Annotated in this window: 15 protein-coding genes; 6 read left to right on the top strand and 9 right to left on the bottom strand. The window is 70.5% G+C overall.

The window, feature by feature from the left end; genetic code table 11:
• Positions 1–20: 20 nt before the first annotated feature.
• Positions 21–560 carry a TIGR00730 family Rossman fold protein gene (locus tag AB0H86_RS38285; protein WP_362449692.1) on the bottom strand — a complete coding sequence of 180 codons (540 nt, stop codon included), beginning with the start codon at positions 558–560 and terminating at the stop codon, positions 21–23.
• Positions 561–610: 50 nt separating this feature from the next.
• On the opposite strand from AB0H86_RS38285, the gene AB0H86_RS38280 reads away from it, so the two are divergent.
• The gene (locus AB0H86_RS38280) at positions 611–949 is read left to right on the top strand and encodes a DUF427 domain-containing protein (RefSeq protein ID WP_362449690.1); all 339 of its coding nucleotides are present in this window, start codon (positions 611–613) and stop codon (positions 947–949) included.
• Positions 950–997: 48 nt separating this feature from the next.
• Positions 998–1,777: an alpha/beta hydrolase gene (locus AB0H86_RS38275; protein WP_362449688.1), complete on the top strand. Its 780-nt coding sequence runs from the start codon at positions 998–1,000 to the stop codon at positions 1,775–1,777.
• A gap of 31 nt (positions 1,778–1,808) precedes the next feature.
• Here AB0H86_RS38275 and mnmA read toward each other — a convergent pair whose 3' ends face one another.
• The gene (mnmA, locus tag AB0H86_RS38270; protein ID WP_362449686.1) at positions 1,809–2,939 is read right to left on the bottom strand and encodes a tRNA 2-thiouridine(34) synthase MnmA; all 1,131 of its coding nucleotides are present in this window, start codon (positions 2,937–2,939) and stop codon (positions 1,809–1,811) included.
• 60 nt (positions 2,940–2,999) lie between these two features.
• Between mnmA and AB0H86_RS38265 the strand changes: the two genes are divergently transcribed.
• Both AB0H86_RS38265 and AB0H86_RS38260 read left to right on the top strand, forming a co-directional pair.
• The gene (locus AB0H86_RS38265; protein ID WP_362449684.1) at positions 3,000–3,683 is read left to right on the top strand and encodes a peptidoglycan recognition family protein; all 684 of its coding nucleotides are present in this window, start codon (positions 3,000–3,002) and stop codon (positions 3,681–3,683) included.
• Positions 3,684–3,960: 277 nt separating this feature from the next.
• A complete protein-coding gene (locus AB0H86_RS38260; RefSeq protein ID WP_362449682.1) occupies positions 3,961–5,544 on the top strand; it encodes a multicopper oxidase domain-containing protein in 1,584 nt (527 codons plus the stop codon).
• A 138-nt stretch (positions 5,545–5,682) separates the two neighbouring features.
• Here AB0H86_RS38260 and AB0H86_RS38255 read toward each other — a convergent pair whose 3' ends face one another.
• The 3 genes from AB0H86_RS38255 to AB0H86_RS38245 form a co-directional block, all read right to left on the bottom strand.
• On the bottom strand, positions 5,683–6,846 hold the full coding sequence (locus AB0H86_RS38255; RefSeq protein WP_362449680.1) for a cysteine desulfurase family protein: 1,164 nt from the start codon (positions 6,844–6,846) through the stop codon (positions 5,683–5,685).
• Between the two features lie 68 nt (positions 6,847–6,914).
• A complete protein-coding gene (locus AB0H86_RS38250) occupies positions 6,915–7,199 on the bottom strand; it encodes a DUF4190 domain-containing protein (protein ID WP_362449678.1) in 285 nt (94 codons plus the stop codon).
• Positions 7,200–7,290: 91 nt separating this feature from the next.
• Positions 7,291–7,458: a hypothetical protein gene (locus AB0H86_RS38245; RefSeq protein WP_362449676.1), complete on the bottom strand. Its 168-nt coding sequence runs from the start codon at positions 7,456–7,458 to the stop codon at positions 7,291–7,293.
• A 121-nt stretch (positions 7,459–7,579) separates the two neighbouring features.
• On the opposite strand from AB0H86_RS38245, the gene AB0H86_RS38240 reads away from it, so the two are divergent.
• Positions 7,580–8,206: a TetR family transcriptional regulator gene (locus AB0H86_RS38240; RefSeq protein WP_362449674.1), complete on the top strand. Its 627-nt coding sequence runs from the start codon at positions 7,580–7,582 to the stop codon at positions 8,204–8,206.
• 122 nt (positions 8,207–8,328) lie between these two features.
• On the opposite strand, the gene AB0H86_RS38235 is transcribed toward AB0H86_RS38240, so the two are convergent.
• Both AB0H86_RS38235 and AB0H86_RS38230 read right to left on the bottom strand, forming a co-directional pair.
• Complete coding sequence (locus AB0H86_RS38235) at positions 8,329–8,712, bottom strand: hypothetical protein (RefSeq protein ID WP_362449672.1); 384 nt, start codon at positions 8,710–8,712, stop codon at positions 8,329–8,331.
• Positions 8,713–8,966: 254 nt separating this feature from the next.
• Positions 8,967–9,818, bottom strand: a complete 852-nt coding sequence (locus AB0H86_RS38230; protein ID WP_362449670.1) for a thioesterase family protein — start codon at positions 9,816–9,818, stop codon at positions 8,967–8,969.
• 147 nt (positions 9,819–9,965) lie between these two features.
• On the opposite strand from AB0H86_RS38230, the gene AB0H86_RS38225 reads away from it, so the two are divergent.
• Complete coding sequence (locus tag AB0H86_RS38225; protein WP_362449668.1) at positions 9,966–11,195, top strand: alpha/beta hydrolase-fold protein; 1,230 nt, start codon at positions 9,966–9,968, stop codon at positions 11,193–11,195.
• On the opposite strand, the gene AB0H86_RS38220 is transcribed toward AB0H86_RS38225, so the two are convergent.
• Positions 11,104–11,760 carry a trimeric intracellular cation channel family protein gene (locus tag AB0H86_RS38220; protein WP_362449666.1) on the bottom strand — a complete coding sequence of 219 codons (657 nt, stop codon included), beginning with the start codon at positions 11,758–11,760 and terminating at the stop codon, positions 11,104–11,106. The two genes, AB0H86_RS38225 and AB0H86_RS38220, sit on opposite strands and share 92 nt — an antisense overlap.
• 63 nt (positions 11,761–11,823) lie before the next feature.
• Positions 11,824–13,215 carry a M1 family metallopeptidase gene (locus AB0H86_RS38215; RefSeq protein WP_362449664.1) on the bottom strand — a complete coding sequence of 464 codons (1,392 nt, stop codon included), beginning with the start codon at positions 13,213–13,215 and terminating at the stop codon, positions 11,824–11,826.
• Between the last annotated feature and the right edge of the window lie 7 nt (positions 13,216–13,222).

Below are 13,222 nucleotides of genomic sequence, written 5' to 3'. Positions count from 1 at the left end.
GGCCGGGCGCCGCGTCCACCTCACTCGATGCCCTGACTCTCCTCCAGGTAAGCCAGCGCACCCACCGGCTCCTGGGCGAAGAACACCAGGTCGGTCAGCGGCCTCGGCAGGAACCCCTCGTCCTCCATGCGGCGGAACTGCTCCTTGAGACCGTCGTAGAAGCCCGCGGTGTTGAGGAGGACCACCGGCTTGTCGGTGTGCCCGTGCTTCTTCAGCTCCAGGATCTCGGTGGCCTCGTCCAGCGTGCCGGTACCGCCCACCATGATGACCACCGCGTCGGCCTTCTGCAGGAGCAGCTTCTTGCGCTCGGCGAGGTCACGCGCGATCACCATCTCCTCGACGCCCTGCCGTGCCTTGGCCGCCAGGAAGTCCACGGAGACCCCGCACAGCCGGCCGCCCGCCTCCTGCACCCCGTCCGCGACCACCTTCATCAGCCCGACGTCGGAGCCGCCCCAGACCAGGGTGTGGCCGCCCTTGCCGAGCAGTTCGGCGAACTCCCGCGCGGGGCGGGTGTAGCGGTCGTCGAGGTCGGCGGCGGAGAGGAAGACGCAGATTCGCATACGGTCACCGTACGCGGGAAGAACCAGGGGCCCGTGAGCGCTTTTCCGGTATGGCCGATGAACATGTGACAGGACACAAGATCACCATCGAGCAGGGCACGCGGCGCGTACGGGTCGTCCATGGCGACCAGGTGCTGGCGGAGAGCGAACGGCCCCTTCTCCTGCGGGAGACAGGCTGTCCGGTGCGGTACTACCTCCCGCCCGAGGACGTACGGCTCGACCTGCTGACCCCCTCCGACACCCACACGTACTGCCCCTTCAAGGGCACGGCCTCCTACTGGTCGCTGCCGGACGCGACGGACCTGGTGTGGGCCTACCCGGACCCGAAGCCGGACGTGGCCGGCATCAAGGACCACCTCTGCTTCTACGAAGTGGAAGAAGCGGCATAGCGGTGTGGTGACCGATTAATCCGGTGCTGTGGGGCAGTCTTCTGAGGCATGGACAAGAAGACCCTTTCGCGCGACGGCACTCCCGTCGCGTACGAACGCACCGGACAGGGCCCGGCGGTCGTCCTGGTGAGCGGCGCGATGTCGACGGGCGGCACGATGCGGCCGCTGGCCGCGGCCCTGTCGGACCGTTTCGACGTCGTCGTGTACGACCGCCGGGGCCGCGGCGAGAGCGGCGACAAGGCCCCCTACGCGGTGGACCGAGAGGTCGAGGACCTGGCCGCGCTGATCGAGCTGCTGGGCGGCGAGGCGGCGCTGTACGGCGTCTCGTCCGGCGGCGCGCTGGCGCTGCACGCCGCGGCGAGCGGGCTGCCGGTGCGCCGGGTCGCCGTGTACGAGGTGCCGTTCGCCGTGTACGAGGGCGGCGCCAAGGAGCGCGCCGAGTACACCGAGCGCCTGGAGGACGCGCTCGCGCACGACCGGCGCGGGGACGCGGTGGAGCTGTTCTTGAGGCTGACCGGCCTGGCCGAGGAGATGATCCAGGGCGCCCGCCACTCCCCCATGTGGCCCGGCATGGAGGCCATCGCACCGAGCCTCGCCCACGACAACACCGTGATGGGCGACGGCCTGGTACCCCGGGACCTGCTGGCGTCGCTCACCGTCCCGGTGCTTTCCGCCGCGGGCGGCGCGAGTCCGGAGTGGCTGCGCGAGGCGGCCCAGGCGGTCGCCGAGGCGGCACCCGAGGGCACGTACCGGGTGCTGGAGGGGCAGACCCACATGGTGGACCCGCAGGCCCTGGCACCTCTGCTGGCGGAGTTCCTCGGTCAGTAGAGGTACGGGTCGGGCCACCTGGGCCGTCGGTTCACGCGACCCCGGCCGTCGCCCGTACCGTCGCCGCGATCGTCGCCGACCCCACCACGCGGGTGTCGTCGTACAGCACGATCGCCTGGCCGGGGGCGACTCCGCGGACCGGCTCGGTGAACGTCACCTCCAGGGTGGCGTCGACCAGTTCGGCGGTGACCTCGGTCTCGCCGCCGTGGGCGCGCAGCTGGGCGGTGTAGGTGCCGGGGCCGACGGGTGCGGCCCCGCACCAGCGTGGCTTGATCGCCGTCAGTCCGGTCACGTCCAGTGCGGCCGCCGGGCCCACCGTCACCGTGTTGTCCACCGGGGAGATGTCGAGGACGTAGCGCGGCTTGCCGTCGGGGGCCGGGGTGCCGATCCTGAGGCCCTTGCGCTGGCCGATGGTGTAGCCGTACGCGCCCTCGTGCGTGCCGAGCCTGGCCCCCGACTCGTCGATGATGTCGCCCTCCGCCTTGCCGAGGCGGTTGGCGAGGAAGCCCTGGGTGTCGCCGTCGGCGATGAAGCAGATGTCGTGCGAGTCGGGCTTCTTGGCGACGGCGAGGCCACGGCGCTCGGCCTCCGCCCGGATCTCGTCCTTCGTGGTGACGGTGTCGCCGAGCGGGAACATCGCGTGGGCGAGCTGCCGGTCGTCCAGGACGCCGAGGACGTACGACTGGTCCTTCGCCATGTCGGAGGCGCGGTGCAGTTCGCGCGTGCCGTCGGCGCGCACGATCACCTGGGCGTAGTGGCCCGTGCAGACCGCGTCGAAGCCGAGGGCCAGCGCCTTGTCGAGCAGGGCGGCGAACTTGATCTTCTCGTTGCAGCGCAGGCAGGGGTTCGGGGTGCGGCCGGCCTCGTACTCGGCGACGAAGTCATCGACGACGTCCTCGCGGAAGCGGTCGGCGAGGTCCCACACATAGAACGGGATGCCGATGACGTCGGCGGCGCGGCGGGCGTCGCGGGAGTCCTCGATGGTGCAACAGCCACGCGCGCCCGTGCGGAACGACTGCGGGTTCGCGGAGAGCGCGAGATGGACGCCGGTCACGTCGTGCCCCGCCTCGGTCGCGCGGGCGGCGGCGACGGCGGAGTCGACCCCGCCGGACATGGCGGCGAGGACGCGGAGCGGACGGGTGGGCTGCGTGGTGTCAGTCATAACCCCTCCAGGGTAAGGGGGCGCGGGAACCGGGGCCGCCGAGTATCCGTTCACGATCACATGGGGGCGAGACGAGCAGCCAAGGACAAGGCCACCGGCACGGACACGGACCGGCGCATCGGGCGGCGGGCCCTGCTCGTCGGCGGGACGGCGGCAGCGGCGGGCACGGCGGTGCTGGCCCGTGACGAGCTGGCGCGCCTGTGGTGGCGCGTGCCCGGCGTGGAGAAGCCGCGCACGGAGGGCGAGGTCGACTACGCGGGCGCGAAGTGGGTGGCCGCGTCCGACGCGAACTGGCGGCGCGCGGACCGCCCCGACGACTACGGCATAGACATGGTGGTCATCCATGTCACCCAGGGCAGCTTCGCCAGCGCGGTGCAGGTGTTCCAGGACCCGGAGCACGGCGCGGCCGCCCACTACATCGTCGGCAAGGACGGCCATGTCGCACAGATGATCCGCGAGCTGGACGTGGCGTACCACGCGGGCAACCGCGCCTACAACGAACGCAGTGTCGGCATCGAGCACGAGGGATTCGTGGAACGGCCCGAGGACTTCACGGACGAGATGTACGAGGCCTCGGCACGGCTCACCGCCCGGATCTGCGCGCGCTACGACATCCCCGTCGACCGGGAGCACATCATCGGCCACGTGGAGGTGCCGGGGACGGACCACACCGACCCCGGGAAGCACTGGGACTGGGACCGGTATCTGCCGCTTGTACGGAAGGCGCTCACCGCTTCCGCGTGATGCTCCGCCTGATACTCCGCCCGCGTCCGCCCGCCGTCCGGCCGCCGACTGGACGGCGAATGTGACGCACATCACATGAACGCACATGGTGAAGAATTCGTGAGAGCCGTTCGTCCGATGTGTCCCGCACCCGAACCTTGACCTGCGGTCGGTCAACTTGGCTTTCGTTCAAGGGAGTTGACGGCCGCCGACCACACAGGCCGCTCCACAGACTCCCGGGCTCGCACCTAAGTTCGCCTCAGTCTTTACATAGCCCTTAGGCCAAGGCTCCACGCTCATGACACACACCACAGAACCCAGCTCAGGCGCGGACCGGCAGGGTAGGGGCGCCCACGCCAGAGTCGGCGGGAACGACAAGGGCGGGCACTCGAAGGAGTCGAGGGGCTCCGGCGGCAAGGGCCTGCACCGACGGAAGTTCCTGGGCGGGATGGCCGGGGCGGCGGGGCTGGCCGCCGTCGGCGCCGCCGGGGTGACCTTCTCCATGCTGACGGGGGGCAACAACAGCAAGGCCTCGGCCGCCGACGCCAGCGGCACCCTCACCATTCCCGAGCTGCTGGAGGGCACCACCTCCGGCACCACCACCACCTACACCCTGACCGCGCAGACCGGCACGAGCGAGGTGCTCAGCGGCGTCACCAGCACCACGGCCGGTTACAACGGGTCGTACCTCGGCCCGACCATGAAGTGGACCAAGGGCAACACGGCCCTGCTGAACATCACCAACAGCCTGGGCGCCGACACCACGGTCCACTTCCACGGCGCCCACATCCCGCCAAAGATGGACGGCGGCCCGCAGAACGCGTTCGCGGACGGCGTGACCTGGTCGCCCACCTTCGAGGTCCTGGACGAGGCCAAGACCCTCTGGTACCACCCGCACGCCCTGGGCACCACGGCCGAGCAGGTCGTCAAAGGCCTGGCCGGAATGATCATCGTGGAGGACGACTCGGACGTCTCGGCCGCGCTGCCGAGCGAGTACGGCGTCGACGACATCCCGATCATCCTGCAGTGTCTGGCGGTCGACGCCGCCGGCGACATCAAGTACGAGGCCGCCGGCTACCGCACCTCCGGCGTCGTCTTCCCGGTGCTGGTCAACGGCACCAACGTGGACTCGACGACCCTCGGCTTCACCGCCACCAAGAAGCGCACCCGCTTCCGGGTCCTGAACGCCTCCCCCTCCGACATCATGACCGTCCAGCGCGGCGACGGCGGGACACTCACCCAGATCGCCACCGACCAGGGCTACCTCACCGAGGCCACCGAGGTGACCACGATCCGGCTGGTGGCCGGCGCCCGCGCCGAGTTCGTCCTCGACCTCGAGGACGCGGTCACGCTCCAGGCCGTCGTCACCACCGGCTGGATCCGCGGCGGAAGCGGCACGTACGACTTCCTGACCGTGACACCGGACGCCACCGACACGCCGGCCGACCTGCCGAGCACGCTCAACACCATCACCCGGTACGACACGAGCGCCTTCACCGAGCGGACGATCACCCTCGGCCAGGGCACCGGCGCGACCATGACCATCGACGGCGCGGCGGGCCTCACCATGGCCGCGATGACGATGATCAGTACCACTCTGGACGCCGAGGAGGTGTGGACGATCAAGAACGCGACGCAGCTGGAGCATTCGTTCCATCTGCACGACGTGCCGTACCAGCTGATCGAGATCAACGGCGAGACGCCCACCGGCGTCGACCTCGGCTGGTTCGACACCTACGAAGTGGTCGGCGGCGGCTCCATCAAGATCGCGATGAAGTTCACCGACTTCGCCGACGACACGTACATGTACATGCTCCACTGCCATCTCCTCCAGCACGAGGACGAAGGCATGATGGCGTCCCTCATGGTCACGGACAGCTAGCCCGGACCCAGCGGGCCGGCCAGTCGTTCCCGCCTCCTGAGCAGGCTGCCGCCGGCAGTGGAAGTGCCGGCGGCAGCCCCTGGCGCAGCGCATGGCGGGCCAGGTCTGTGGGGCTGCGACGTTCTGTGGGGCGCGACGTCACGTCAGCCCGGCGGCCCGCGCCCGTTTCACCACCGGGCCGATCACCTTGGCGACCGCTTCCACGTCGGCCTCCGTGGAGGTGTGGCCGAGGGAGAAGCGGAGGGTGCCGCGGGCCAGGTCGGGATCGGTGCCGGTGGCGAGGAGGACGTGGCTGGGCTGGGCGACACCCGCGGTGCAGGCGGAGCCGGTGGAGCACTCGATGCCCTGGGCGTCCAGCAGGAGCAGCAGCGAGTCGCCCTCGCAGCCCGGGAAGGTGAAGTGGGCGTTGGCCGGGAGACGGTCGACGGGGTCGCCGCCGAGGATCGCGTCCGGGACCGCCGTACGAACCGCCTCGATCAGGCTGTCGCGCAGGGTGCCGATCTCCCGGGCGAACCACTCGCGCTGCTCGGCGGCCAGCCGGCCGGCCACCGCGAAGGAGGCGATCGCGGGCACGTCGAGTGTGCCGGAGCGGACGTGCCGCTCCTGGCCGCCGCCGTGCAGGACGGGGACGGGGGTGTACTCGCGGCCGAGGACCAGGGCGCCGATGCCGTAGGGGCCGCCGACCTTGTGGCCCGATACCGTCATCGCGGCGAGGCCGGAGGCGGTGAAGTCGAGGGGGATCTGGCCGAAGGCCTGGACTGCGTCGGAGTGCAGGGGGATGCCGAACTCGGCCGCGGTCGCCGCGAGTTCACGGACCGGCAGGATCGTGCCGATCTCGTTGTTGGCCCACATGACGGTGGCGAGGGCCACGTCGTCGGGGTTGCGGGCGATGGCCTCGCGCAGCGCCTCGGGGTGGACTCGGCCGTGCGGGTCGACCGGGAGGTACTCGACCGTGGCGCCCTCGTGTTCGCCGAGCCAGTGGACGGCGTCCAGGACGGCGTGGTGTTCCACGGGGCTGGCGAGGACCCGGGTGCGGGCCGGGTCGGCGTCGCGGCGGGACCAGTACAGGCCCTTGACCGCGAGGTTGTCGGCCTCGGTGCCGCCGGAGGTGAACACGATCTCGCTGGGGCGGGCGCCGAGCGCTTCCGCGAGGGTTTCCCGGGCCTCCTCGACGGATCGCCGCGCGCGACGGCCGGACGCGTGGAGGGAGGAGGCGTTGCCGGTGGTACCCACGTGCGCGGTGAGTGCCTCGACCGCCTCGGGGAGCATCGGGGTGGTCGCGGCGTGGTCGAGGTATGCCATGGTGGCCCCGATTCTACGGGTCGCCGGCGGGCGGTCTCCGGGCAGCCGGACAGACTCCTCGGCCGGCCTCAGAAGCTCCAGGACACCGTGTTGTCCATCTCCATGAAGGTGACGAGGACCACGAGGTCCGCCACGCCCAGTCCCAGGCCCAGGTACGCGCGGCCCTTGCGGGTCGTGCCGCGCCACAGGGCCGCTCCGGCCAGGGCGATGGCGATCGGGCCGAGGAAGAGGTTGAGGACCAGCAGTCCGAGAAGGCCGAGGATGAAGGACGCGACGGCCATGCCGTTGGCGTCGCGGGCGCCGGTGCGGCGCGTGGTGGTGGCGGTTTCGGTGGCCGGTGCGGTGAGTTGCATGACGGTTCAGCTCCTTGGGGCGATCGGGACGGACGGCGGACGGCGGACGGCTGGCCGGTTCGCGTCAGTCGCGTCAGTCGTGTCAGTCGCGTCAGTTCGCGGACGTCCCGCGACGGCGGCCGTGGCGCTCGCGGATCGCGAAGACGCCGAGCCAGGCGGCGATGACGGCGGCGGCGATCAGGGTGAAGGACAGCGGCGCGTGGGCGACGGTGCCCATGACCACGCCGAGCAGCAGGAGTGCGGCGACGAGGAACAGCATGGTGGGGATCCCCCTCCGTTACGTTTGGGTGAACGGTTGTAGTTACAGTTGTTCACTGACTTCCCACCCTAGCGTGCCTCATGACTTTTCAATTCCAGAGAACAGTTGTTAACTGCATGGTATGAGTCACACTCTCGGCATCCGGCAGGTCCAGAAGCAGAAGACCCGCCAGGCGCTCCTGGACGCCGCGCTGGCCCTGCTGGAGGACCAGAGCCTGAGCAGCCTCGGGCTGCGCGAGGTCACGCGCGCCGTCGGCGTCGCTCCGACCGCCTTCTACCGGCACTTCCGCTCCATCGCGGATCTCGGCGTGGTCCTGGTCGAGGAGGCGCTGGGCAGCCTGCACCCGATGATCCGGAGGACGGTGTCCAGCGCGGACGACAGCGGCGAGCGCATCGCGCGCGCCATCGAGCTGATCGCCGATCACGTGGACGCGTACCCCGCGCACGTCCGGTTCATCGCCCGCGAGCGGCACGGCGGGGTCCAGCCGGTCCGGGAGGCGATACGGGAGCAACTGTCGAGATTCGGCCAGGAGGTGAGGGACGAACTGGCCCAGGACCCCGAGTCCGCCGGCTGGGACGACGACGACCTCCTGATGCTCGCCAACCTCTACGTCGACCAGATGCTGATCACCGCCTCGCTGTTCCTGGAGGCCCAGGAGTCCTCGGAGGAGGAACGGGAGCGGGTCACACAGGTGGCACAGCGCCAGATGCGGCTCATCAGCATCGGCCGCCGGCACTGGCTGGACTGAGCGGGACCGGACCCGGACAACGCGCACGGGGCCGGATCCGGACACCACACAGGGGCGGCCCACCCGTCGGCCGGGTGTTCCGCCCCTGCGCGCGACCCGCGCGGTCGTCAGCCCTGCTGTGCCTACTGACTGGGGGTACCGCTGGGCGCCGCGCCACCACCGCCGCCCGCGCCCGGTCCGCCGCAGCCGCCACCCTGCCCCCCTCCGGGGCCGCCCTGCCCGCCGCCCGGCGCACCGCTCGGCATCCCCGACGGCGTGCCGGTCGGCTTCGCCGTCGCATTGCCGGTGGGGGCGCCCGACGGAGCGCCCGACGGAGCCCCCGACGGGGCGCCGCTCGGCCTCCCCGAGGGGTTGCCGCTCGGCGCTCCGGACGGCGGCTGACAGGACTGCTGCTGACCGGAGTTGCCGCTGTCCGACGACGAGGAGTCACTCGAGCCGCAGGCCACCAGGATCAGGGGCGAGAGCGCCAGCAGGGCCACCGCGGGGACGAGACGCACACGCTGCATGAGAAACAACTCCAAGGAAGATGAGGAAGTCCTGAGGCGGGCACTCAACCAACGCCGCTTAGGCCTTCCTTGGGGCTGCCCTGTGTCGGGTCTGTGCGCCAGGTCAAGTGCCTCTAAAGGGAACGCACTGACCTGCACTTCTCCCCGGACACCTCACCTATCCGCTGGTACAGGTCCGTGACAGAGGCGCCCGCCGCGGCCGGCCGCGTTCGGCCGGCCGCCGGAACTCGACCCACAACCGGCCGAGTTCTTCCTCAGCCGAGCCTGGCCCTGGCCAGCTGCCGCGACTGCGCCACCAGCCGGTCCGCGCTGTCCCACACCTCGGCGTCCTCCTCCAGGAAGCCGCCGGCCAGGTTGCGCGTGGTGATCGACACCCGCAGCGGGCCCGGCGCCGGGCGGCAGCGGACATGGACCGTCAGCTCGACCGTGGGCACCCAGCCGGACAGCCCGAGCTCGAAGGCGGTCGGCGGCAGCGCGTCGACCGCAAGCAGCAGCGAGAGGGGGTCGGCGTCGCGGCCGTCGGCGAGCCCGAACCAGGCCCGCATCTCGCCCTTGCCGGAGGGCGCGCCGAGCGCCCAGCCCAGCGTCGACGGGTCGAGCTTGAGCATCAGCCGGTCGGCGATGGCCGAGCTGCCGTCCATCGGGGCGGGTCCGTCCTCGGGGCCGAAGCACTGCTCGACGGGCGGGATCGCGGGCGGCCTGGCGGTCGTACGGACGTCGTCGGGGAGGGAGTCCAGATCGCCGTAGGAGGCGAGGACGCGGATGCGTTCGATCTCGCGGCCCTGGTCGTCGTACTGGAAGAGCGAGGCCTGGCCGGTCGAGAGCGTGCGGCCGGTACGGACGACGTCGGTGCGCACCACCGCGGGGCCCGGCCGAGAGGCGGTCAGGTAGTGCGCCGAGACGGTGAACGGGTCGTCGTGCGGCAGGGCGTGCGCGAGCGCGCGCCCGAGGACGGCCAGCAGATAGCCGCCGTTGACGGCGTTGATGATCGTCCAGCCGGCGGAGAGGTCGATGTCGTAGACCCCGGGCTCTCGCGGGGTGAGCGCGGTGTCCCGGTCGAACTCGCTGTCGCCGACCACGGCGCGCGCGGTAGCTGCTTCTGACATGCCTGAACGGTACAACAGTTGATTACTAAGCGGTAGCTTTGGCTGTTTCGGGCGCGTGACGCTCTCCAGGTGAGGCCTCGGCAATATCTCGGTAAGTGTCCGTACTCGTCCGTAAACCCATGGCCCCGGCTTTCCCTCTGTAGGGGCATGAGCCTCACCGGGACTTCCTTCCTCTACGCCCTGATCGCCCTGGCCGTCGTCGCGATCGTGCTGCCGCTCGTGCTGTGGTCACGGCTGCGGGGGCCCAGGGTCGTGCGGGCCGCGGCTCGCGTGCTGATGCTGCTGTTCGCCCAGGGCACGGCGGTCGCCCTGGTCCTCGTTCTGGTCAACAACGAGAACAACCTCTACGACAACTGGGGCGACGTGCTCGGCACCGGCGACCACGTCCAGCAGGCCGCCGATCTGGGCGCCGACGGCACCGGCGGGATCGCGTTGCACCGCCTGCCCAAGGTGCGGCAGACGTTCGAGGAGGCCGGCGGGTCCGGGATGCGCGCGGCGGGCGGGGTGCGGGTCACCCAGCTCAAGGGCCGGGTGTCGGGCGTGAACGCCGAGGTCTACGTCTGGCTGCCGCCGCAGTACGACGAGCCCGCCTACCGTCATCACCGGTTCCCGGTGGTGGAGTTGCTGCCGGGCTATCCCGGCTCGGCGAAGGCCTGGTTCGGATCCCTGCGTGTGCACGAGCAGTTGCTGCCGCTGATGCGGGACGGCCGGGTCGCGCCGTTCATCCTGGTCGCGCCGCGCACCAACCTGCTGGCCGGGGTGGACACCGGCTGCGCCAACATCCCGGGCACGGTGAACGCCGACAGCTGGCTCAGTGTCGACGTGCCGAAGATGGTCATGGACAACTTCCGCGCCGAGCGCGCTCCGGCGGGCTGGGCGGTCGCCGGGTACTCGGCGGGCGCGCACTGCGCGACGAAGCTCGCCGTCGCCCACCCCGACCGCTACCGGGCCGCGGTCAGCCTGTCCGGCTACAACGACCCGATCGGCGAACGCAATTCGCTGACCGCGCAGAACCCCGCCCTGCGGAACACCAACGACCCGCTCGTGAGGCTGAGGGAGGCCCGCACCCCGCCCCGGATCGCGCTCTACCTCTCCGGCCAGCCGCACGACGGCTACGAGGCGGCCGTGGCCCTCGAACAGAGCGCGAAGGCGCCGACGACCGTGCATGTGGTCTACGTCCCGAAGAGCGCGGGCGGGCACACCATGGCGCTGTGGCGGCCCCAGGTGGTCCCCTCGTTCCGCTGGCTGACCGTGGAGATGGGCCAGAGCCGCCCCGCGGCGGGCACTACTCCTCTTGTACCGTCGACCGCCGGTGCCAGGCACGCGGAGCTCGCCAGTGGAAGCGCATCGCGAACAGCCGCAGCAGGAAGGCCGTGAGGGCGGCGAACGCGCTGGTGAGCGGGGTGAGGGCGCCGTAGCGGATACACAGCGCGACCATCGTGGCGCCGACGATCGCCGGGACCGCGTACAGGTCGCGGTCCCAGCGCAGCAGCGACGGCACCTCGTTGGCTAGCACGTCCCGCAGGACGCCGCCGCCGACCGCGGTGGCCAGGCCCATGACCGTCGACGAGGTGAGGCCGAGGCCGTACTCGTACGCCTTGGTGGTGCCGGCGACGCAGAACAGGCCGAGGCCGGCCGCGTCGAAGACATTGACCGCCGACTGGATGCGCTCCACCTGCGGATGCAGGAAGAAGACGAGGAGGGCGGCGAACAGCGGGGTGATGAAGTAGCCGAGGTCCGTGAAGGCGGCGGGCGGCACGGCCCCGATGACCAGGTCGCGGAACAGCCCTCCGCCCAGCGCGGTGACCTCGGCGAGGACGGCTATGCCGAAGATGTCGAAGTTCTTGCGGACGGCCAGCAGCGCGCCGGAGATGGCGAACACGAAGATGCCGACGACGTCGAGCGTGTGCTGGACGGAGGGGCTGAACAGTTGCTGGAGCACCCCACATTGTTACTCAGAAGGTGGGTGCACCTTGCAATACAAGGACCACAAGGCTCACAGGACCTACAGGGCGGGCTTCCCTGTAGTGAACAGCCAGGTCTGGAAGAGGTCGTCCAGCTGCTGTCCGGAGACCCGCTCGGCGAGGCGGATGAAGTCGTCCGTGTCGGCGTTGCCGTACCGGTGCAGCTTCGTCCAGGTCGGCAGCAGCTTGAAGAAGGCGGTGTCGCCGATGCGTTCGCGCAGCACCTGGAGGGTCATCGCGCCGCGCTGGTAGACGGCGGAGGCGAACATGGTGTCGCGCTGCGGGTCGCCGACGACCGTCTGCCAGAAGGCGTTGTCGGCGGGGCGGGAGTTGTACCCGGCCAGGAACGAGTCATGGGCGGTGCGGGTGCCCTGGTGCTCGGCCCACAGCCACTGGGCGTAGGTGGCGAAGCCCTCGTTGAGCCAGATGTCCTTCCAGTGCGCCACCGAGACGGAGTCGCCGAACCACTGGTGGGCCAGCTCGTGCACGATGGTCGACTCGTTGCGCACCGCCGAGTAGACCGGCTTCGACTGCACCTCCAGCGAGAACCCGGCCTGCGGCATGTCGTCGACGATCGCGCCGGTCTCCTCGAACGGGTAGGGCCCGAAGACCTGCGCCCAGTAGTCGGTCGCGGCGGCGGTCACGCCGTACACGTCGACGGAGTTGGCGTTCGCGAGCACCGGGTCGATGGCCACGTAGATCGGGATGCCGGAGGGGGTCTTCCCGGTCCGCACGTCGAACTTGCCGATGGTCGCGGTCGCGAGGTAGGTCGCCATGGGCTTCTTCTCGCGCCAGTGGGTGTACGTCGAGCCGCCCTTGTCGTACGTCGACACCAGCCGCCCGTTGGAGACCGCGGTCAACCCCTTGGGGGCCTTGATCCGGATGTCGTAGGCGGCCTTGTCCAAGGGGTGGTCGCTGGACGGGAACCAGGTGGAGGCGGCGTTGGGTTCGCAGGCGACGAAGACACCGTCGTCGGTCTTCATCCAGCCGTAGTCGGAGCCGAAGACGATGGGGCCACCGAGAGGCTCGGGGACACCGCCGTAGGTGACGGTGACCTTGAAGGTACGGCCCTTGCTCAGGGACGCGCGCGGAGTGATGCGCAGTTCGTCACCGGCGCGCGTGAACTGGGCCCGTCTGCCGTTCACTTCGACTCTGGTGACCTCCAGTTTCTGCAGGTCGAGGTCGAAGGAGGACAGGCTTCGGGTGGCGCGGGCGGTGATCGTCGTACGGCCGTCGAGACGGTCGGTGTCCGGGGCGTAGGCGAGGTCGAGGGAGTAGTGGAGGGCGTCGAAGCCGCCGTTGCCGAGGTCGGGGAAGTAGGAGTCACCGATGCCGGGCGTGCCCGGGGCGGGTGCGGGGGCGGCGGCGATGACCAGGAAGGAGGCCGCCGCGGTCGCGAGGACCCCTAACCGCGCCGAACGGGAGAGCGTCATGAGTCGT

Source organism: Streptomyces sp. NPDC050997 (genome assembly GCF_040660135.1).
Lineage (GTDB): Bacteria > Actinomycetota > Actinomycetes > Streptomycetales > Streptomycetaceae > Streptomyces.
The sequence above is the reverse complement of the archived record's forward strand: the minus strand, read 5'-3'. Positions and strand labels throughout refer to the sequence as shown.

Coding starts and splice junctions, on each gene's coding strand:
- AB0H86_RS38215 (WP_362449664.1), bottom strand. CDS start 13,215: ATGACGCTCTCCCGTTCGGCGCGGTTAGGGGTCCTCGCGACCGCGGCG.
- AB0H86_RS38260 (WP_362449682.1), top strand. CDS start 3,961: ATGACACACACCACAGAACCCAGCTCAGGCGCGGACCGGCAGGGTAGG.
- AB0H86_RS38250 (WP_362449678.1), bottom strand. CDS start 7,199: ATGCAACTCACCGCACCGGCCACCGAAACCGCCACCACCACGCGCCGC.
- AB0H86_RS38285 (WP_362449692.1), bottom strand. CDS start 560: ATGCGAATCTGCGTCTTCCTCTCCGCCGCCGACCTCGACGACCGCTAC.
- AB0H86_RS38280 (WP_362449690.1), top strand. CDS start 611: ATGGCCGATGAACATGTGACAGGACACAAGATCACCATCGAGCAGGGC.
- AB0H86_RS38240 (WP_362449674.1), top strand. CDS start 7,580: ATGAGTCACACTCTCGGCATCCGGCAGGTCCAGAAGCAGAAGACCCGC.
- AB0H86_RS38230 (WP_362449670.1), bottom strand. CDS start 9,818: ATGTCAGAAGCAGCTACCGCGCGCGCCGTGGTCGGCGACAGCGAGTTC.
- mnmA (WP_362449686.1), bottom strand. CDS start 2,939: ATGACTGACACCACGCAGCCCACCCGTCCGCTCCGCGTCCTCGCCGCC.
- AB0H86_RS38245 (WP_362449676.1), bottom strand. CDS start 7,458: ATGCTGTTCCTCGTCGCCGCACTCCTGCTGCTCGGCGTGGTCATGGGC.
- AB0H86_RS38275 (WP_362449688.1), top strand. CDS start 998: ATGGACAAGAAGACCCTTTCGCGCGACGGCACTCCCGTCGCGTACGAA.
- AB0H86_RS38255 (WP_362449680.1), bottom strand. CDS start 6,846: ATGGCATACCTCGACCACGCCGCGACCACCCCGATGCTCCCCGAGGCG.
- AB0H86_RS38265 (WP_362449684.1), top strand. CDS start 3,000: ATGGGGGCGAGACGAGCAGCCAAGGACAAGGCCACCGGCACGGACACG.
- AB0H86_RS38235 (WP_362449672.1), bottom strand. CDS start 8,712: ATGCAGCGTGTGCGTCTCGTCCCCGCGGTGGCCCTGCTGGCGCTCTCG.
- AB0H86_RS38225 (WP_362449668.1), top strand. CDS start 9,966: ATGAGCCTCACCGGGACTTCCTTCCTCTACGCCCTGATCGCCCTGGCC.